Annotated in this window: 16 protein-coding genes and 1 pseudogene; 13 read left to right on the forward strand and 4 right to left on the reverse strand. The window is 70.2% G+C overall.

Annotated elements, in window-relative coordinates; all coding sequences use genetic code 11:
* The first annotated feature begins 3 nt into the window (after positions 1 to 3).
* The 3 genes from qcrA to EDD34_RS07150 all read left to right on the forward strand — a co-directional run bounded on the left by qcrA (position 4) and on the right by EDD34_RS07150 (position 3519).
* On the forward strand, positions 4 to 1062 hold the full coding sequence (qcrA, locus tag EDD34_RS07140; protein ID WP_123816386.1) for a cytochrome bc1 complex Rieske iron-sulfur subunit: 1059 nt from the start codon (positions 4 to 6) through the stop codon (positions 1060 to 1062).
* Complete coding sequence (gene qcrB, locus EDD34_RS07145; protein WP_123813943.1) at positions 1059 to 2792, forward strand: cytochrome bc1 complex cytochrome b subunit; 1734 nt, start codon at positions 1059 to 1061, stop codon at positions 2790 to 2792. The genes qcrA and qcrB overlap by 4 nt, the downstream gene beginning before the upstream one ends.
* A 97-nt stretch (positions 2793 to 2889) precedes the next feature.
* A complete protein-coding gene (locus EDD34_RS07150) occupies positions 2890 to 3519 on the forward strand; it encodes a superoxide dismutase (protein WP_123813944.1) in 630 nt (209 codons plus the stop codon).
* Positions 3520 to 3619: 100 nt separating this feature from the next.
* On the opposite strand, the gene EDD34_RS07155 is transcribed toward EDD34_RS07150, so the two are convergent.
* Positions 3620 to 3901 carry an Lrp/AsnC family transcriptional regulator gene (locus EDD34_RS07155; RefSeq protein WP_123813945.1) on the reverse strand — a complete coding sequence of 94 codons (282 nt, stop codon included), beginning with the start codon at positions 3899 to 3901 and terminating at the stop codon, positions 3620 to 3622.
* A 175-nt stretch (positions 3902 to 4076) separates the two neighbouring features.
* Between EDD34_RS07155 and EDD34_RS07160 the strand changes: the two genes are divergently transcribed.
* The 5 genes and pseudogenes from EDD34_RS07160 to EDD34_RS07180 all read left to right on the forward strand — a co-directional run.
* A complete protein-coding gene (locus tag EDD34_RS07160; protein WP_123813946.1) occupies positions 4077 to 4853 on the forward strand; it encodes a DeoR/GlpR family DNA-binding transcription regulator in 777 nt (258 codons plus the stop codon).
* 498 nt (positions 4854 to 5351) lie between these two features.
* The gene (locus EDD34_RS07165; RefSeq protein ID WP_123813947.1) at positions 5352 to 6713 is read left to right on the forward strand and encodes an ABC transporter substrate-binding protein; all 1362 of its coding nucleotides are present in this window, start codon (positions 5352 to 5354) and stop codon (positions 6711 to 6713) included.
* Complete coding sequence (locus EDD34_RS07170) at positions 6710 to 7597, forward strand: carbohydrate ABC transporter permease (RefSeq protein ID WP_123813948.1); 888 nt, start codon at positions 6710 to 6712, stop codon at positions 7595 to 7597. Before EDD34_RS07165 ends, EDD34_RS07170 begins: the two co-directional genes overlap by 4 nt.
* Positions 7594 to 8481, forward strand: coding sequence for a carbohydrate ABC transporter permease (locus EDD34_RS07175; protein WP_123813949.1), 888 nt, complete (start codon positions 7594 to 7596; stop codon positions 8479 to 8481). The genes EDD34_RS07170 and EDD34_RS07175 overlap by 4 nt, the downstream gene beginning before the upstream one ends.
* 29 nt (positions 8482 to 8510) lie before the next feature.
* Positions 8511 to 9848: pseudogene (locus tag EDD34_RS07180) on the forward strand (mannitol dehydrogenase family protein); the annotation flags it as partial.
* Here EDD34_RS07180 and EDD34_RS07185 read toward each other — a convergent pair.
* Entirely contained in the window at positions 9804 to 11786 is a 1983-nt protein-coding gene (locus tag EDD34_RS07185) for a DEDD exonuclease domain-containing protein (protein WP_342774808.1), read from the reverse strand. The pseudogene EDD34_RS07180 and the gene EDD34_RS07185 overlap by 45 nt on opposite strands.
* A 204-nt stretch (positions 11787 to 11990) precedes the next feature.
* Here EDD34_RS07185 and EDD34_RS07190 point away from each other — a divergent pair, with 204 nt between their 5' ends.
* A complete protein-coding gene (locus EDD34_RS07190; protein ID WP_211341519.1) occupies positions 11991 to 12833 on the forward strand; it encodes an SCO4651 family lipoprotein in 843 nt (280 codons plus the stop codon).
* A 50-nt stretch (positions 12834 to 12883) separates the two neighbouring features.
* Here the strand turns inward: EDD34_RS07190 and EDD34_RS07195 are convergent, their stop codons facing one another.
* Positions 12884 to 14707, reverse strand: a complete 1824-nt coding sequence (locus EDD34_RS07195) for an AMP-dependent synthetase/ligase (RefSeq protein ID WP_123813952.1) — start codon at positions 14705 to 14707, stop codon at positions 12884 to 12886.
* 254 nt (positions 14708 to 14961) lie between these two features.
* Here EDD34_RS07195 and EDD34_RS07200 point away from each other — a divergent pair, with 254 nt between their 5' ends.
* Positions 14962 to 15906, forward strand: coding sequence for an ROK family glucokinase (locus EDD34_RS07200; protein WP_123813953.1), 945 nt, complete (start codon positions 14962 to 14964; stop codon positions 15904 to 15906).
* Positions 15907 to 15959: 53 nt separating this feature from the next.
* Here EDD34_RS07200 and EDD34_RS07205 read toward each other — a convergent pair whose 3' ends face one another.
* Positions 15960 to 16619, reverse strand: coding sequence for a DUF4282 domain-containing protein (locus EDD34_RS07205; protein WP_123813954.1), 660 nt, complete (start codon positions 16617 to 16619; stop codon positions 15960 to 15962).
* Positions 16620 to 16686: 67 nt separating this feature from the next.
* Between EDD34_RS07205 and EDD34_RS07210 the strand changes: the two genes are divergently transcribed.
* The 3 genes from EDD34_RS07210 (at position 16687) to EDD34_RS07220 (ending at position 20233) form a co-directional block, all read left to right on the forward strand.
* Positions 16687 to 17427, forward strand: a complete 741-nt coding sequence (locus tag EDD34_RS07210) for a lysophospholipid acyltransferase family protein (RefSeq protein ID WP_123813955.1) — start codon at positions 16687 to 16689, stop codon at positions 17425 to 17427.
* Between the two features lie 227 nt (positions 17428 to 17654).
* Entirely contained in the window at positions 17655 to 18875 is a 1221-nt protein-coding gene (locus EDD34_RS07215; protein ID WP_123813956.1) for a pyrophosphate--fructose-6-phosphate 1-phosphotransferase, read from the forward strand.
* An 8-nt stretch (positions 18876 to 18883) separates the two neighbouring features.
* Positions 18884 to 20233, forward strand: a complete 1350-nt coding sequence (locus EDD34_RS07220; protein WP_123813957.1) for a class II 3-deoxy-7-phosphoheptulonate synthase — start codon at positions 18884 to 18886, stop codon at positions 20231 to 20233.
* Position 20234: the final 1 nt, after the last annotated feature.

Consider the following 20234-nt stretch of genomic DNA (forward strand, 5'->3'; position numbering starts at 1 on the left):
GACATGAACCACCCCAACGACGCCTCCACCGAGGTGACGACCACCGGCGCGGCACGCACCGACGTCGTCCCGGCGGAGAAGTTCGCGGACCCCGGGGTCCCGGCGCACAAGCCGCGCCTGACCGACGTCGACCCGAAGTCGGCCAAGCGCAACGAACGGATCGTGACGTTCCTGTTCGTGCTGTCCTGCCTCGGTGCGGTCGGCACCGTCGTCGCGTACGTCGCGGTCCCCCCGGAGGGGACCACCGAGAGCGTCCGGCTGTCGACGCTGCTGCTCGGGCTGGGCATGGCCGTCTCGCTCCTGGGCATCGGCATCGCGGGGATCCACTGGGCCAAGTCCCTGATGGGCGACGCCGAGATGGTCCAGGACCGGCACCCGATCCGCAGCTCCGACGCGGTCCGCGCCGAGGCGGTGCGGGACCTGAACGAGGGCCTGGAGGACTCGGGCGCCGTCGGCCGCCGTGGTCTGCTCAAGGGCGCCGCCCTCTCGGCGCTGGCGCTCTTCCCGCTGACCATCGCCGTGCCGCTGATCGGCTCGGTGGGTGGCGACTGGAACGTGTCGAAGTTCAAGCACACGATGTGGAAGAAGGGCACCCGTCTCGCACTCGACCCGTCGGGCCGCCCCATCAAGGCCAGCGACGTGAACATCGGCTCGGCCTTCCACGTGATCCCGGAGACCACGGAGGAGTACCGTGAGACCCACGAATGGATCACGGAGAAGTCAAAGGCAGTGGTTCTCATGGTGCGAGTGCGGCCTGAGGAGCTGAAGTCCGACCAGTCGCCCGAGGGGCAGCAGTGGTCGTACGACGGCATCGTGGCCTATTCGAAGATCTGCACGCACGTCGGCTGCCCCGTGGCGCTGTACGAGCAGCAGACCCATCACCTGCTGTGCCCCTGCCACCAGTCCACGTTCGACGTGGCCGACAGCGCCAAGGTGGTGTTCGGCCCGGCGAAGCGCCCGCTGCCGCAGCTGCCCATCGCCGTTGACGACGAGGGCTACCTCGTGGCGCAGGACGACTTCGCCGAGCCGATCGGCCCGAGCTTCTGGGAGCGTCTGAAGTGAGTACCGCACACGACACCACGAAGGCCGGGGCGGCGGCCTCCGAGCCGACGACGCGCCTCGGCAAGGCGGCGGACTACCTCGACCAGCGCACGAGCATCGGTGGCGCGGTCAAGGAGTTCGCGCGCAAGGTCTTCCCGGACCACTGGTCCTTCATGCTCGGCGAGATCGCGCTGTTCAGCTTCGTCGCGCTCCTCATCTCCGGCGTCTTCCTGACCATGTTCTTCGAGCCGTCGATGGCGCTCACCGAGTACCACGGCGACCACCCGGCCTCGGCGCACGGCCAGACGATGTCCGTGGCGTACGCGTCCACGCTCGACATGTCGTTCGAGGTGCGCGGGGGCCTCCTCATGCGCCAGGTGCACCACTGGTCCGCGCTGATCTTCATGGCGTCGATCGTCGTGCACATGATGCGCGTGTTCTTCACGGGCGCGTTCCGCAAGCCGCGCGAGCTCAACTGGCTCGTCGGCTTCACCCTGCTGATCCTGGGCCTCGCGGCCGGCTTCTCCGGCTACTCGCTGCCCGACGACGTGCTCTCCGGCAACGGCCTGCGCATCACCGACGGCGTGGTGAAGTCGATCCCGGTGATCGGGTCGTTCATGTCGTACATGATCTTCGGCGGCGAGTTCCCGGGCGAGCACATCATCCCGCGCCTGTTCACGGTGCACATCCTCATCGTCCCGGCGCTGATCGTCGCGCTCATCGCGCTGCACCTGTTCCTCATGGTGCTGCACAAGCACACGCAGTACCCGGGCGGCGGCCGCACCGACAAGAACGTCGTCGGCTACCCGGCTCTCCCGGTCTACGTGGCGAAGATGACGGGCAACTTCTTCATCGTGTTCGGCGTGCTGGTGCTCATGGGCGCCACGATGGCGATCAACAACGTGTGGAACTACGGCCCGTACGACCCGTCCCCGGTCTCGGCCGGCGCCCAGCCCGACTGGTACATGCTGTTCCTCGAGGGCTCGCTGCGGCTCATGCCGGGACCGGGCTTCGAATGGGAGATCCTCGGCTACACGCTGTCCCTGAACGTCCTGATCCCGGCCGTCGTCGTGCCCGGCATCCTGTTCACGTTCCTCATCCTGTACCCGTTCCTCGAGTCCCGGGTCACGGGTGACAAGCGGGAGCACCACGTGCTCGACCGGCCGCGGAACGTCCCGGTGCGCACGGCGCTGGGGGTGGCGTTCCTCGCGGACTTCATCCTGCTGGCCGCGGCCGGGTCGAACGACCTCATCGCCACGCACTTCGGGATGTCGATCAACCAGATCACGTGGGTGTTCCGGATCCTGTTCTTCGTGCTGCCGGTGGTGGCGTTCGTGGTCACCAAGCGCATCTGCCTGGGCCTGCAGCGCAAGGACCGGGAGCTGGTGCTGCACGGGAACGAGTCCGGGCGCATCGTGCGGTACGCCAACGGCGAGTACGTCGAGGTCCACACCCCGCTGAGCGACCAGGAGCGCTGGCTGCGCGTCAACTACGATGCGCCGACGCCGCTGGAGATCGAGCCCAAGATGGACGCCCGCGGCGTCAAGCGCAAGGGCTACGGCGCGGACAAGCGCTGGCAGCGTCTCTCCCGGTTCTTCTACGAGGACCGCGTGGAGCCGGTGACACCGGCGGAGCTCGCCGCGGCGCACGCCCACGGCGACCACGACGCGATCGAGGCCGACGGGCGTCAGGCCGCGCCCGCCGCCGTCGGCACCGGCCGGACGGACAGCACAGACTCGCAGGAGCACTGAGCGACCTGCGGATTCAAGCGATGACCCGGCTCCTCACCCGTTCCGGCGGGCGGGGGAGTCGGGTCATCGTCGTCTCACCGAGGAGGAACTACGCACTATGGCTGAGTACAAGCTCCCTGACCTGAGCTACGACTACGGCGCTCTGGAGCCGCACATCTCGGCGAAGGTGATGGAGCTGCACCACTCCAAGCACCACGCGACCTACGTCAAGGTCGCCAACGAGACGCTGGAGAAGCTCGCCGAGGCGCGCGACAAGGGCGACCTGAGCTCGATCAACCAGCTCGAGAAGAACCTCGCGTTCAATCTCGGGGGTCATGTCAACCACTCCGCCTTCTGGACCAACATGTCCCCGGAGGGCGGCGGGGAGCCGACCGGCGAGATCGGCGCGGCGATCGACGAGCACTTCGGCTCGTTCGACAAGTTCAAGGCTCACTTCACGGCCGTGGCCACGACCGTGCAGGGCTCCGGCTGGGCGATCCTGGCGTGGGACTCCATCGGCGAGAAGCTCGTCGTGGTCCAGCTCTTCGACCAGCAGGGCAACATCCCGATGGGCCTCACGCCGATCGTGCTGCTCGACTGCTGGGAGCACGCCTACTACCTGGACTACCTGAACGTCCGCCCGGACTACATCAAGGCCTGGTGGAACATCGTCAACTGGGCCGACGCCGCCGAGCGCCTGGCCCGTGCGAAGGCTCAGACGTCAGGCCTGATCGTCCCGACGGCCTGATCCGGCCGGCACGGTGAAGGGCCGCGGCCAGCCGCGGCCTCGATGTACGACGGCGGTCCGTGGCCCCTTCCGCGCCGAAGGGGCCACGGACCGCCGTCGTTCAGTCGTCCAGGCCCAGGGCGAAGGCCTGCTCCAGGTCCTTGCTGGAATAGGCGCGGAAGGCGATGAGGGTCTCCGTGCGGGTCACGCCGGGGACCTTGTTCACGGCGTCGGACACCACCCCGGCGAGCTCCTCGTGCTCGTGCACGCGCACGATGGCGACGAGGTCCACCTTGCCTGTCACGGAGAAGACCTCGGTCACGCCGGGGATGTCGGTGACGGCCTCGGCGACCTCGGGGATGCGGGCGGTCTCGGCGTCGATGAGGACGATCGCGGTCAGCATGGCGCCATCGTAATCACCTCACGAGGGGCGCACGACGGGACCGGCAACGGATTCCCGGCGAGGGACCCTGTGATCGACGACACGTCGCACGTGGACTCTTGGCTCCGGGATTGGCACGATGGGGTCTTATGAGGTGGAACTCGATCGGGTGGCGTGACGGACGGGGAGGTACGGCATGAGTGATGTCACGGAGCGTACGTCGTCACGGGCGAAGGAACTGCTCAGCCTGGTGCGCGGGCAGGGGCGGATCGAGGTCAGCGAGTCCGCGCGCCTGCTCGGCGTGTCCCAGGAGACCGTGCGCCGCGAGCTGCGCAAGCTCGAGGCGCAGGGACTGATCCGGCGTAGCTACGGGCTGGCGTTCCCGGTGGAGTCCAGCACGTTCGAGACGGCGCTGGCGGAGCGCACGCAGAACTTCCCGGAGGAGAAGGCCCGGATCGCGGAGGAGGGCGCCCGGCGGGTCGGCGAGGCCCGCACCATCTTCATCGACGAGGGCTTCCAGTCGCTTCTCCTGGCCCGCGCGCTGCCGGACGACCACGACCTGATCGTCGTGACCACGTCCCTCCCGATCGCGTCGGAGCTCTCCGGCCGGGACAACCTGCAGGTGATCATCGTGGGCGGCCGGGTGCGGGGGAACACGCTCGGCGTCGTCGACGGGTGGGCGACCGACATGCTGCGGGGCTTCCGCATGGACCTGGCGTTCATCGGGGCGAACGGCGTGACCGTGTCCGACGGGCTCACGACGCCGGATCCGGCCGTGGCGCACGTGAAGGCCGCGGCGATCGCGTCGAGTCACCGCAAGATCTTCGTGGGGGCACACCACAAGTTCGGCGTGACGAGCTTCGTCCGTTTCGCCGAGCTGACCGACTTCGAAGTGGTGATCACCGGCGTCGAACTGCCCGCCGCCCGGGCCCGGGTGTTCGGCGAGGCGGGCGCCCACGTCGTCCAGGTCTGAGACGTGCCCCGACGGGGTGGCACGCCCCGCGGCGCCTCGCATAAAAGTGTGCCAAGCGCCGATGCGCCGTCGTCCTCTCACCCGTTCTCACCCCTTCCCCGGCCCTGCGGCCGAGACCTCCGCGTGACGTCCGCGTGATCTCAGCGTGACCTGCGTTCTGACCGGTTCGGGCGGCGTCGCTTCCGGTTCGTGGGTGTTCTCGCCGCGTCGTTGTGCGTTTGAGCCGCACGATTCCTGCACGGTTGTGTGATCTCGGTCACGGTGTGACCGGAGCTCCTGCCCGTTCTCGCCACGACCCTGACCGATTCGCAATGCCGTCCTTTGACCGTGCTGCGGGCCAGGCCCAGCATGACGGTGTTGACCAAGGGGCGTGCCACGACCAGGCGCGCCGCATGACGACGGACAACGGGGCGGTACCGGGCGAGGCCGAGAGATTCGGCATCCGCGAGGTGGCACCCGGGGAAGTCGTCACGACACGCAACGACGAGGAGAAGAGCGATGACGCTCACGACGAGGATGCGCCGGGCCACGGTCCCGGCGGTGCTGGCTGCCGGCGCGCTGGTGCTGGCCGGCTGCTCGGGTGCCGGTGGTGGCGGCGGATCGGGCGACGGCGGGGACGGTCCCGTCGAGCTGACGCTCGCCACGGTGAACAACCCGCAGATGAAGGACATGGAGGAGCTCAAGGGCGAATTCGAGGAGTCCCACCCCGACATCACGGTGAACTTCGTGCAGATGGAGGAGAACGACCTGCGCGACGCCGTGACCAAGGACATCGCCACGGGTGGTGGCCAGTACGACATCGTGACGATCGGTTCCTACGAGGTGCCGATCTGGGCCGAGAACGAGTGGCTGGCTGACCTCACGGAGCCGCTCAGCTCCGACGCCGAGTACGACGTCGACGACCTGTTCGCCCCGGTCAAGGACGTCGTCTCCGTGGACGACAGCCTGTACGCGGTGCCGTTCTACGGCGAGTCGTCGATGCTGATGTACAACAAGGAGATCCTCGACGAGGCCGGGATCACCATGTCGGAGAACCCCACCTGGGACGAGGTCGCCGAGGCGGCCCGTGAGGTGAACTCCGACGACGTGACCGGTATCTGCCTGCGCGGCAAGCCCGGCTGGGGCGAGCTGTTCGCCCCCCTGACCACCGTGGTCCAGACGTTCGGCGGCACCTGGTTCGACGAGGACTGGAACGCCCACGTCAACGACCCGGAGTTCACCGAGGCCGTGCAGTTCTACGTGGACCTCGTGGAGGACGCCGGCCCCGCCGACCCCGTCTCGACCGGCTTCACCGAGTGCCTCAACACCATGACCCAGGGCAAGGCGGCCATGTGGGTGGACGCGACCGTCGCCGCCGGCATGCTCGAGGACCCCGAGGCCTCCGAGGTCGCGGGCAAGATGGGCTACGCCCACGCCCCGGTCAAGGAGACCGAGGAGTCCGGCTGGCTGTGGTCCTGGAACCTCGCGGTCCCCGAGACCACGCAGAACCAGGACGAGGCCATCGAGTTCATCAAGTGGGCCACCAGCAAGGAGTACCACCAGCTCGTCGGTGAGGAGCTCGGCTGGACCCGGGTGCCCCCGGGCGCGCGCCAGTCGACCTACGAGATCCCCGAGTACGTGGAGGCCGCGGAGTCGTTCGCGCCGATCACGCAGGACATCATGCTCGCGGTGAACCCGACGCAGCCGGGCCTGTACGAGCAGTCCTGGACCGGCGTCCAGTACGTGACGATCCCCGAGTTCCAGGACCTCGGCAACCAGGTGTCCCAGGACCTGTCCGACGTGTTCTCCGGGCGCAGCGAGCTCGGCCCCGTCCTCGACCGCGGGCAGGAGCTCGCACAGGAAGCAGGGGACGCACAGTGACCACAGGGCGCCGCAGCCTGGCGATCTCCCGTGCGCTGCTCTGGCCGGCGCTGATCGTCGCCATCCTCCTCACGCAGATCCCCCTGGTGGCGACGCTCTTCTACTCGTTCCAGGAATGGAACTTGCTGCGACCCGGTCAGCGTGGGTTCGTCGGGTTCGACAACTACGCGAAGGTCCTCTCCGACGGCTCGTTCCTGTCGTCGCTGGGCAACACGGTCCTCGTGACCGGCTCGGCCGTGGTGGGGGCCACCGTGCTCGGCCTGCTGTTCGCCCTGCTGCTCGACCGCAAGTTCCTGGGCCAGAGCGTGGCCCGCACCCTGATGATCACGCCGTTCCTGGTCATGCCCGCCGCGGCGGCGCTGATCTGGAAGTGGTCGATCCTCGACTTCACGTACGGCATGGCCAACTGGGGCCTGTCCCTGGTGGGCCTCCCGCCGGTGGCGTGGAACACGGAGATGCCGGCCGCGACCGTGATCATGGTGCTGATCTGGCAGTTCACGCCGTTCGCCATGCTCATCCTCCTCGCGGGGCTGCAGTCGCAGCCCCGCGAGGTCCTGGAGGCGGCCGGGGTCGACGGCGCGGGCCCGTTCCGCACGTTCACCTGGATCACGCTTCCGCACCTTCGCCAGTACGTCGAGATCACGGTGCTCCTGGCGACGATCCTGCTGCTCCAGGTCTTCGACCCGGTGGCGATCATGACCAAGGGCACGGGCGGCAGCAAGACCCTGTCGTACCTGCTCTACGAGCGAGCGTTCATCGGCCTGGAGGTCGGTGAGGCCGCCGCCTACGGCGTCATGACCGTGATCGTCACGATCGCGGTGGCCATGGTGGCACTTCGCACCTTGTTCAAGGTGTTCTCGGAGGAAGGGCTGATGAACCGATGACCACGACCACTCTCGGCGTGCCCGCCACGAAGTCCACGCAGGTCCCGATCCGCAAGCCTGCCGGGTGGGCGTCCCGCCGCGTGCGCGGCATCGCGCTCACCACCGTGACGTGGATCGCGGTCCTCGCGTTCTTCTTCCCGGTCGTGTGGATGGTGTTCACCGCCTTCAAGCCGGAGAGCCAGGCAGCGACCCTGCCGCCCACGTTCGCTCCGGACTTCACGCTCGACCGCTTCCAGGCCGTGTTCGACCGGGACATGCTGCCGTACCTGATCAACTCGGCCAGCGCGAGCCTCGGATCCACGCTGCTCGTCCTGGCCCTGGCGATCCCGGCGGCGTACGCGCTGAGCGTCCGGCCCGTGAAGAACGTGCGCGACCCGCTGTTCTTCCTCATCTCGACGAAGTTCATGCCCGTGGCGGCGTCGATCATCCCCGTCTACATGCTGCTGCAGGCCGTGGGAGGGCTCGACAACATCACGTGGCTGACGATCCTGTACGTCGGCATCAACCTGCCGATCGCGGTCTGGATGATGCGCTCGTTCCTGGCCGAGGTGCCGCGAGAGATCATCGAGGCCGCGCAGATCGACGGCGCGGGCCTGCGCACCGAGATCTTCCGCGTGGTGCTGCCGATCGTGCTGCCCGGCGTCGCCGCGGCCGGCCTGATCTGCTTCATCTTCGCCTGGAACGAGTTCTTCCTGGCGAACCTGCTGACCACGCAGGTCGCCCGGACGACGCCGCCCGTGCTCGGGAGCTTCGTGGACGGCCGAGGGCAGTTCCTGTCGGTGCTGTCCGCCGCGTCGACGATCGCCATCGTGCCGGTCGTCATCGCGGGCTGGGTCGCGCAGAAGCAGCTCGTGCGAGGACTCGCCATGGGTGCCATCAAGTGACACACGAACAAGTGAGTGAGGACCGATCCATGACGGCAGACCTGGCGGCCCTCGAGGCCCCGTACGACCGGTCCGGGATCACCCCCGGCATCGTTCACATCGGGGTCGGCGGGTTCCACCGCGCACACCAGGCCGTGGTGATCGACGACCTGCTGCGGCGCGGCGGCCACCAGGACTGGGGCATCAGCGGTGTCGGACTGTTGCCGGGCGACGCTCGCATGCGGGACGCGCTGTCCGCCCAGGACGACCTGTACACGCTGGTGATCAAGCACCCGAACGGGTCGCTGGAGCACCGCACGGTCGGCAGCATCGTGGAGTACCTGCTGGCGCCCGACGACCCCGAGGCGGTCCTCGAGCGGATGGCCGACCCGGCCACCCGGATCGTGTCCCTCACGATCACCGAGGGCGGGTACAACTTCGACCAGGTCACCGGCGAGTTCGACACGGCCGACCCGGCCGTGGTCGCCGACGCCGTGCCCGGGGCCGTCCCCACGACGGTCTTCGGGTACGTGGTGGAGGCTCTCGCACGGCGCCGGGCGCGTGGCATCGCGCCGTTCACGGTGATGTCCTGCGACAACGTGCAGGGGAACGGTGAGAAGGCGCGGACGGTGTTCTCCGCGTTCGCGGGCCTCCGGGACGCGGAGCTCGCGGACTGGGTCCGCGCGGAGGTCGCGTTCCCCAACTCGATGGTGGACCGGATCACGCCGGTCACCACCGACACGGACCGGGAGCTGGTGCGGGAACGCATCGGCGTCGAGGACCGCTGGCCGGTGGTCGCCGAGCCGTTCTTCCAGTGGGTGCTGGAGGACGACTTCCCGCTGGGCCGCCCGGACTGGGCGGACGCCGGCGTGCAGCTGGTCGACGACGTCGAGCCGTACGAGCTCATGAAGCTCCGCCTGCTCAACGCGTCGCACCAGGCGATGGCCTACTTCGGCTACCTGGCCGGGCACCGCTACGCCCACGAGGCGACCGCGGACCCGGCGATCGCCGCCCTGCTGCGGGCGTACATGGAGTCCGAGGCGACGCCGACGCTGCAACCGGTGCCGGGGATCGACCTGTACGACTACCGTGCCACCCTGCTGGAGCGCTTCGGCAATCCCGAGGTCCGCGACACGCTCGCCCGGCTGTGCATGGAGTCGTCGGACCGCATCCCCAAGTGGCTGGTACCCGTGATCCGGGAGCGCCTGGCCGCCGGCGGGGACGTGCGCCTCTCGGCGGCCGTCGTCGCCAGCTGGGCTCGCTACGCGGAGGGCGTGGACGAGGACGGCCGGCCGATCGACGTCAACGACCGGCTGGCGGAGATCCTGGTGCCGCGCGCGCGGTCACAGCGGTCCGACCCGCTCGCCTTCCTGCGGGACCCCAGCCTGTTCGGCGACCTCGTCGACGAGCCGCGGTTCACGGAGCCCTACCTCGACGCGCTGGACAAGCTCCACACGATCGGTGCCGCCGCCACCCTCGAGCGGCTGGTCGGCGCGTGATCCACCCGCCCGGTCCGCCGCCGTGGGCGCGATGCCCGGCGGTGGACCGGGGGCGCCGTCGGGCACCATGACGGCGTCGGCGCCGGGCTCGGAGGCCGTCACCTCCTCCCGCACCCTGTCCGCCGCCCACGCGAGGTCCGCGTGGGCGGCGGCGCCGCGCACGGGGCAGGTCAGCTCGCCGTCGACGACGACGAGCCGCACCCCGGGCTGATCCAGCCAGCCGAGGAGCAGATCGGCCTCCTCCGGGTGGCTCGCCGGGGCCGGCGCGACGGGCCGGGCGACGGCCTCCGCGGTGGCCCGGACGGCGGCCACGAGTTCCAGGGCGTCCTCTCCCGGCTCGCTCACCGCGGTTCCGGCCAGTCGCCCGTGCCGCACGACCACCACCTCCCAGCCGCCCGGCCGGCCCGGCGCGCCGGCCACGCCCGCGGGCCGCGCCGCGACCAGCTCCGCGCACCGCGACAGCGGGTCCAGGCGCTGGGCGCGCTGTGCGCCGTGGACGAAGGTCCGCAGGCGCCGTGTCACCTCGCCGGCCTCCTCGAAGCGCTCCTGCGCGGCCAGGCGCGCGATACGCGCCGAGAGCGCCCGCACGACGGGCGACGGGTCACCGTCGAGAACGGCCCGTGCGGCGGCGGACACGTCGTCGTACGCCTCGTCGGGGCCGCCGGTCGCGATGCAGGGCGCCGAGCACCGCCCCATCCCCGCCAGGGCGCACGGGCTGCCCGGCTGCCGGGGGACGCGCGCGATCCGCGCCGTGCACTGGCGCAGCGGCAGGGCGTCGTGCAGTGCCGCCACGGCCTCCTTCGCGGTGCGTGACGCGCCGAACGGCCCGATGTGGGCGATCCCCGACGTGGTGTCCCGAACCACCGACAACCGCGGGTAGGGCTCGTCGGTGAGCCGTACCCACACGGCCCGCTCCGGATGCTTGGAGCGCCGGTTGTAGCGCGGCTCGTGCTCGGCGATCAGCCGCAGCTCGCGCACCTGGGCCTCCAGCGGCGTCACGCACACCACCGGCGTGACGCGCTCCGCGATCCGCACCATCTCCGTGACCCGGCGCCGCTTCTCCGCGGCGGTGAAGTACGAGCGGACGCGCTTGTGGATGTTCGTGCTGGTCCCGACGTACAGCACCTCGTCGCCCGGCCCCCGGAACAGGTAGACGCCGGGCTCCTGCGGCAGGCCGTCGGCCAGGTGCCGCTTGGCCCGCACCTCCGGAGGGACCGGATCGGCGGCGGTGCGCAGATCCTCCAGGTGCGTGATGCCCATCGGCCCGAGACGGTCGAAGAGCGCGTGGAGCACATCGACCGTGGCGCGCGCGTCCGACAGCGCGCGGTGGTCCGGCGTCACCTCCGCGCGGAACAGGCGCGCGAGCGTGGAGAGCTTGTGGTTGGGCGCCTCGTCCCGGGTGACCACCTTGCGGGCCAGCGGGACCGTGTCGACGACCGGGAAGCCCGGCCACGGGTAGTCGAGCCGCTCGCACGCCGCCTTGAGGAAGCCGACGTCGAACGGCGCGTTGTGCGCCACCAGCACCGAGCCGTGGGCGAACTCCAGGAAGCTGGGCAGCACCTTCTCGATGTCCGGCGCGGTGGCGACCATCGCGTTCGTGATACCCGTCAGCCGCGCGACGAAGGCCGGTACCGGCTGCCCCGGATCGACCAGGGACTGGAACTCGCCGAGCTTCTGGCCGCCGCGCACCTTCACGGCCCCGATCTCCGTGATCCCGGCCTCGCTCGCCCGGGTTCCGGTGGTCTCGAGGTCGACCACGACGAACGTGACGTCCCGCAGGGGCGTGCCCAGCTCCTCGAACGTGGCCTGGTACCCGGTGGTGCTCACGGCCCCGAACACTAGTACGGGTCACTGACAGCGCCTACGCAGATCGGCCGGGATGGGTGAACTCCTGGTCGGTCGGAGGTCTCCGCCAGCCGAGAAGAACGGACTTGCGGCAAGTGTGATCGGCAAGAAGGATGTCCGAGTTGCTGGTTGACCCCGTCGCGCCGGACCTGGAGCGACAGCCAGCACATGGAGGAGGACAACCAGGTGCGAATCACCCGCAGGATCGCCGCGCTGCTCACCGCAGGCGTCGCCACCATGGCGCTGGCGGCGTGCCAGTCCGGCGCCGACCCGTCGTCGTCCGCCGCCGACGACGCCGTCGAGGCCACCACGAGCGAGGCCCCCCGTGACGGTTACACCGCGCTCACGGCCGCGGACTTCGTCGAGCGCTCCACGGCGGCCCAGGCAGACATGAGCACGATGCGCTACAAGGCGACGCTCTCGGGGCCCGCGGCCGAGGCGCAGGGCCTGACGGGGGCTGCCATGGAAGGGGCCGTGGTGACCGGCGAGACGGCCGCGGACACCGCCATGCAGATGACCATGGAGGTCGAGGGCGCCACCTTCGACATGATGCTCGTCGGCGGCGACTTCTACATGAACATGGGCCCCATCACGCAGGACATGTATCTGCACGTGACGGGCGAGGACGCGTCACGCGCCGAGCTCGAGGCCATGATGGAACAGCTCGAGCAGGCGAACATCTCCGGCCAGACCAAGGCCATGGACGGCGCCGTCTCCGAGGTGACCGAGCTCGGGACCGAGACGATCAACGGTGTCGAGACGCACCACTACGCGGTCACGGTCGACCTGTCCAAGGCCAAGGACCTCGAGAGCCTCGGCATCGACAAGGCCGCGGCCAAGGAGATGGGCACGATGGAGTTCGAGTACTTCCTCGACGCGGAAGACATCCCGCACCGTGTGGTGACCACGATCCCCGATGCGGGACAGGACCTCGTCGCCACGATGGACATCACCGACCAGGGTGAGCCGATCGAGATCACGGCTCCGCCCGCGGACCAGATCATCGACCCGGCCGACATGGGTATGTGACGATCCGGCGGCCCCGCCGGCCACAGCGCCGCGCGGGACCGCCGTCGTCGTCACACCAGGTGCAGCGAGTCCTTGTTCCTGTCCGCGTACAGGCGCTCCACCTCGGGGTCGAAGTCCTTGAGCACCGCCGCGCGGCGGACCGACTGCTTCGGCGTGAGGTAACCGTTCTCGATCGTCAGGTCGCCGGGGATCACCGTGTACTTGCGGATCGACTCCGCCTTGGACACGGCGTTGTTCGCGCGCTGGACCACCTGGTCCAGGGCGGCCAGGACGTCCGGGTCCGTGCGCGCCTCGTCCGTGCTCATCGCCGGCTTGCCGTGCATCTTCAGCCAGCCGGGCAGGCCCTCCGCGTCGAGCGTGATCATCGCGCCGATGAACGGCTTGTTGTCACCGACGACGATGCACTGGCTGACCAGGACGTGGGCGCGGATGCGGTCCTCCAGCACCGACGGTGCCACGTTCTTGCCGCCCGCCGTGACGATGATCTCCTTCTTGCGGCCGGTGATCGTGAGGAAGCCGCGGTCGTCGATCTCTCCGAGGTCGCCGGTGCGGAACCAGCCGTCGGCCGTGAACGACTCGGCCGTCGCCTCGGGGTTGTTGTGATAGGCGCCGAAGATGCCGTGCCCCTTGAGCAGCACCTCGCCGTCGTCGGCGATCGCCATGCCGCATCCTGGCAGCGCCGGGCCGACCGAGCCGATCTTCTGGGCGTCCGGCTTGTTCACGGTGGCGGGCGCCGTGGACTCGGTGAGGCCGTAGCCCTCGAGGATGATGATGCCGAGCCCGCGGTAGAAATGCCCCAGACGCTCGCCGAGCGGGCCGCCGCCCGACACCGCGTACTTCGCCTTGCCGCCGAGCCGCGCGCGCAGCTTGGAGAACACCAGCCGGTCGGCGATCTTGTGCTGGATCCGCAGGCCGAGGCTCGGGCCCGACGCCGTGTCGAGCGCGCGCGAGTAGGCGATTCCGGTGCGGGCGGCCCAGTGGAAGATCTTCACCTTCCCGCCGGCGGCCGCGGTCTGCTCGGCGGTGTTGTAGACCTTCTCGAACACGCGGGGGACCGCGAGGATGAACGTCGGCTTGAAGCTGCCGAGCTGGTCGACGAGCGTCGTCGTGTCGCCCCAGTGGCCGGTCGTGGTCCCGGCGGCGACGGCGAGCACGTGGATGAACCGCGCGAAGACGTGTGCCATGGGGATGAACAGGAGGGTGCGGCCGCCGTCGGCGAACACCTCCGGGTTGTCCTTGACGGCGTTGACGGCGAGCGACGCGAAGTTGCGGTGGCTCAGTTCGACACCCTTCGGGCGGCCGGTGGTGCCCGAGGTGTAGATGATGGTGGCGACGTCGTCGAGGCCCGCGATCGCGCGCCGGCGCTCGATCTCGGCGTCCTCGACGCCGGAGCCGTCGGCGACGAGCGTCTCCACGGCGCCGTCGGTGATCACGAGGATCTCGCGCAGGTCGCCGAGGGCGTCGTGCACCTCGCTCACGGTCTCGGCGTGCTCGGCGGTCTCGGCGAGCACGAGCGTCACCTTCGCGTCGCCGCAGATCCACTCGACCTGCTCGGCGCTCGAGGTCTCGTAGATCGGCACCGTGACGGCGCCCGCGGCCCAGATCGCGAAGTCCAGCAACGCCCACTCGTACCGGGTGGCCGACATGATCGCGACGCTGTCGCCGGGCTGGACGCCGCGGGCGACGAGGCCCTTCGCGACGGCGACCACCTGGGCGTCGAACTCGCGCGCGGTGACGGGTGTCCAGCCGCCCGCGCCGTCGGGCCGCTCCATCAGATGCTTTGCCGGATCGGCGGCGACCCGGTCGGTGAGCACCTTGTTGGTGTTGTAGGTGGGGGGCAGCTCGACGAGCTGCGGTGCGTGGACCTCGTTCATGCTGACTCCAGTGGCAGTAAAGATCGTGGCTGCCAAGATACCGGCAATCGGGGCGGGGAGATACACCGAGTCTCACGGCGTTATGAGATTGCGTCTCAACAGGTGATGTCTGGGTCACGGCCATCACCCGGACGGGGTGACTCCGTGCGGTGAGGGGCGGATATCCTGGTGTTCCGCGCCCGTGCGTCGGCCTTCCCGGGCCGGAGCCACGGGCGCTCGTCACGAGGATCCCTGCGACAGTGAAGGACGACGTCATGCACGCCATCGGAGTCGACATCGGCGGCACGAAGATCGCCGTGGGCGTGGTCGACGAGGACGGGCGGATCCTCGCCCAGGTGCGGCGCGAGACGGTGGCCGACGACGTGGCCGACATCGACCGTGCCATCGCCGACGCCGTGACCGAGCTGACCAAGGAGCACGAGGTCGGCGCGATCGGGCTGGCCGCGGCGGGGTTCGTGAGCCCTGACCGCCGGGGCGTGAACTTCGCGCCGAACATCGCGTGGCGCGAGTACCCGCTCGCGGCGAAGGTCGCCGCGCTGATCGACTCCGACCTGCCGATCGTCGTCGAGAACGACGCCAACGCCGCCGGCTGGGCGGAGTTCCGGTTCGGCGCGGGCCGGGCCGCCACCGACATGATCATGCTGACCGTCGGCACCGGCCTGGGCGGCGCGGTCGTCGTGGGCGGGGAGCTGGTGCGCGGCAAGTGGGGCGTCGGTGCCGAGGTGGGGCACATGCGGGTGGTGCCCAACGGGCACTACTGCGGCTGCGGGCACGAGGGCTGCTGGGAGCAGTACGCCTCCGGCTCCGCGCTGGTCCGCGACGCGCAGCACGCCGCCGTGGCCAACCCGAAGCGCGCGGCGCGCCTGCTGGAACTGGCCGGTGGCTCCGCTGAGCAGATCCGCGGGCCGCAGATCACGCGGGCGGCGAAGGAGGGCGACGAGCTCGGGATCGAGCTGCTCGCGAAACTGGGCCGCTGGATCGGCGAGGGGGCGGCATCCGTGGCGGCGCTGCTCGACCCGGAGATCTTCGTGATCGGCGGCGGCGTCGGCGCGGCCGGCGAACTGCTGCTCGGGCCCGTACGGCGTGGCTACGAGGCCCAGCTCTCGGCGCTCGGGCACCGGCCCGTGGCGCAGATCGAGCTCGCCCAGCACGGCAACGAGGCGGGCATCGTCGGCGCGGCCGACCTGGCGCGGCGCTGAGCGGTCGCGCGCCGCGCACGTCCTCCTCCTGCCTCGCGGGTCCGCGGGCCGGTTCACACGACGGCCCCCGGGTCGTCGTCCTCCGGGTCGCGGCGGTGCGGCATCCGCCAGAGCAGTACGCCGAGGCCGGCGACGAACAGCCCGAGCGCGACCTGGCCCACCAGGGCCGGGATGCTGAGGGCCGGGATCGCCGCCACCGCGATGACGCTCACCAGCGCGAGGACGGGGATCACCGCCACGGCGATCCACGCCATCGTGAGCAGCGGGTCCTTGTCGCTCAGCAGCGGCTCGGGCTCGGGCGGGGTGAAGTGTGAGTCGGCCTCCTCCAGCGCCGCCACCTCGGGAGTGACCGGCCAGTCGCGGGGGCCGGAGGCGCGTGCGGGCGGTGTGGGGGGCGTCGGCGTGGCGGGGGCGTCGGCGACGTCGGCGTCATGATCGTCGTCGTCCGGGTCGGGGTGGGTGCCGGCCCGGCGGAGCCCCACCTGCGGTTCGGGCGACTCCGGGACAGAAGTGCGGGTCGCAGGGCCCGCGCCCAGGTCGCCCAGGGAGGCCACGAGGTCGGCGAAGCGCGCGTCGACGGTCTCGTCCGCCAGTTCGCCGGGGTCCGGCGTGCGGTCGTTGGTTTCGGGACCGGCGTCTTCGCTACGGTCTGCGGGAGGTGTCGGCTCGTCGGGCAGGTCGTCGTCGCGGTCGTCCGTGTTCGAAGCGGCCATGGGGCACACTCTAATTTGGATGTCGGGCCGGAAAGGACTCCGCCACGACGCCGTGCGAGGAGGACTCTTGTTCTACTGGGTGATGAAGCATGTCCTGGTCGGCCCGTTGCTGCGGTTGGCGTACCGTCCGTGGGTCGAGGGCGGCAAGAACGTACCCCGGCGCGGTGCGGCGATCCTGGCCGGAAACCACCTGGCCGTGATCGACTCGTTCATCCTCCCGCTGATACTGCCGCGGCAGGTCAAGTTCCTCGGCAAGTCGGACTACTTCACCGGGCGAGGCCTCAAGGGCCGGATCACGGCCTGGTTCATGACGGGTATCGGCACCATCCCGATCGACCGGTCCGGGGGAGCCGCGAGCGAGGCCGCGATCAGGACCGGGTTGCGCGTCCTGGCCGACGGCGACCTGCTGGGCATCTACCCGGAGGGCACACGGAGTCCCGACGGGCGGCTCTACAAGGCGAAGACCGGCGTGGCGCGGATGGCGCTGGAGTCGGGCGTGCCGGTGATCCCGGTCGTGATGGTCGGCACCGACGAGGCGCAGCCCGTGGGGCGCACGCTGCCGAAACCGATGCCGCTCGGCGCGCGCATCGGCGAGCCGCTCGACTTCTCCCACCTGAGGCACAAGGCCACGGACCACGCGACCCTGCGCCGGGTCGCGGACGAGATCATGGAGGCGATCCTGGCGCTGTCGGACCAGGAGTACGTCGACGTCTACGCCGCGACGGAGAAGGCGAGCACGTCGTCGGGCCGGGCGCCGACGCCGGCGACGCGGTACCTGCCGACGCGCCGCCCGCCGCGGCGCGACTGACCGCGGCACCGCCGGCCGGCGGCCGAGCACGGCGGGTGCGGCCGGTGGCGGTTCGGGCCGGCGGTGGGCGCGCGTTTGGCGGGGTGAGCACCGGGGGCGCTGATCGATCTGTGGACAAGCACAAGGCCCCGACCGGGGTGCGTCAGTAGGATGGCGAGGACAGGGCAGGTGCCGCCGGACAGGCGCGCCGGCCCGCAGGAACTCCCCAACCGAGAGGTGCATCTGCGATGGCTGTTCGTCGCGTGGCTCTGCTGACCGCCGGGGGCTTCGCCCCTTGCCTGTCGTCCGCGGTCGGTGGACTGATCGAGCGCTACACCGAGCTCGATCCCACGATCGAGATCATCGCCTACCAGCACGGTTACCACGGCCTGCTGACGGGTACCAAGATCGTCGTCGACGACGAGGCGCGGAAGAAGGCGGGCGTGCTGCACCGCTTCGGCGGGTCGCCCATCGGCAACTCGCGCGTGAAGCTCACGAACGTCGAGGACTGCGTGAAGCGCGGGCTGGTGCAGGAGGGGCAGAACCCCCTGCACGTCGCCGCGGAGCGGCTGAAGGCCGACGGCGTGGACGTGCTGCACACCATCGGGGGTGACGACACGAACACGACGGCCGCCGACCTGGCCGCCTACCTGCACGAGAACGACTACGACCTGACGGTGGTGGGCCTGCCCAAGACCATCGACAACGACGTGGTGCCGATCCGGCAGTCGCTGGGCGCGTGGACCGCCGCCGAGGAGGGCGCGAAGTTCGCGGCCAACGTCATCGGCGAGCACCGCGTGGGCCCGCGCATGCTGATCATCCACGAGGTCATGGGCCGCCACTGCGGCTGGCTGACGGCCGCCACCGCGGCGGAGTACCGCAAGTGGCTGGACGCGCAGGAGTGGGTGCCGAGCCTCGGTCTGAGCCGGGAGCGCTGGGACGTGCACGCCGTGTTCCTGCCGGAGCTGGAGATCGACATCGACGCCGAGGCCAAGCGCCTGCGCACGATCATGGACGAGCACGGCAACGTCAACATCTTCCTGTCGGAGGGCGCCGGCCTGAACGAGATCGTCGCGCAGCTCGAGGCCGCGGGCGAGGAGGTGCAGCGCGACCCGTTCGGCCACGTGAAGCTCGACTTCGTGAACCCGGGCCAGTGGTTCGCCAAGCAGTTCGCCGAGAAGCTGGGCGCCGAGAAGGTGCTGGTGCAGAAGTCCGGCTACTACTCGCGCGCGGCGGCCGCGAACGCGGAGGACCTGCGCCTGATCAAGTCGATGACGGACCTGGCCGTCGAGTGCGCGCTGCGCTCCGAGTCGGGCGTGATCGGGCACGACGAGACGGACGGCGACCGCCTCAAGGCCATCCCGTTCCCGCGGATCGAGGGCGGCAAGGCGTTCGACACCTCGGTGCCGTGGTTCGGCGAGCTGCTCTCCGAGCTCGGCCAGCCGCTGGTGCCCGCGGCAGCGCACTGATCACGTCGATGAGCACCGTCGCCGATGACGCCCTGGCCGCAGGGCTCGACCATTTCCGTACGCTCGAGGCCCGTCAGCAGCCGGTCTGGCCGGACCAGGACGCCCTGGCGGCGGTGACCTCGCGCCTGGAGCACGCCGCCCCGCTGGCGGCTCCGGCCGACGCCGACACGCTCAAGGAACGCCTCGCCGCCGCCGGGCGGGGCGAGGCGTTCCTGCTCCAGGGCGGGGACTGCGCCGAGTCGTTCGCGGACGCGCACGCGGACCGGATCCGCAACAAGGTGCGGACCATCCTGCAGATGGCCGTGATCCTCACGCATTCCGCCTCCACGCCCGTGGTCAAGATGGGGCGCATGGCGGGCCAGTACGCCAAGCCCCGTTCCAGCAACGAGGAGACCCGCGAAGGCGTGACCCTGCCCGCCTACCGCGGGGACATGGTCAACGGGCACGCGTTCACCAAGGAGTCGCGGATCCCGGACCCGGAGCGGCTGGAGCAGGCGTACCGGATCTCGGCGGCGACGGCGAACGTGGTCCGCGGGTTCACCACCGGCGGATTCGCGGATCTGCGTCAGGTGCACGAGTGGAACCGCGGCTTCATGGCCAACCCGGCCTACGCGCGCTACGAGCGGACGGCGGACGAGATCGACCGCGCGATCCGGTTCATGGACGCGTGCGGCGCGGACTTCGACGCGCTGCGTTCGGTCGAGTTCTTCCTCAGCCACGAGGCGCTCGTCCTGGACTACGAGCGGGCCCTGACCCGCCACGACCAGCGGACCGGTCGCGCGTACGACACGAGCGCCCACTTCCTGTGGATCGGGGAGCGCACGCGACAGCTGGACGGCGCGCACGTCGACTTCCTGTCGCGGGTCGCGAACCCGATCGGGGTGAAGCTCGGCCCCACCGCGACGCCGCAGGACGCGCTCGCCCTGGCCGAGCGGCTGAACCCGGACAACGAGCCCGGGCGCCTCACCTTCATCACGCGGATGGGCGCCGGCAAGATCCGCGGCGTGCTGCCCGCGCTGGTCGAGGCGGTCACGTGGGCGGGGGTGAACGTCACCTGGGTGACGGACCCGATGCACGGGAACACGATCACCTCGGAGTCGGGCTACAAGACACGGCGCCTGTCGGACGTGCTCGACGAGGTCGCGGGGTTCTTCGAGGTGCATCAGGCTCTCAGCACGGTGCCCGGCGGTCTGCACATGGAACTCACGGGAGACGACGTCACCGAGGTGCTCGGCGGAGCGGAGCAGATCTCGGACGCCGGCCTGGCGCTGCGTTACGAGACGCTCGTGGACCCGCGGCTCAACCACCAGCAGTCCCTGGAGCTCGCCTTCCAGGTGGCGGAGATGATCCGCCAGTAGT

It is taken from the genome of Myceligenerans xiligouense, assembly GCF_003814695.1.
GTDB lineage: Bacteria > Actinomycetota > Actinomycetes > Actinomycetales > Cellulomonadaceae > Myceligenerans > Myceligenerans xiligouense.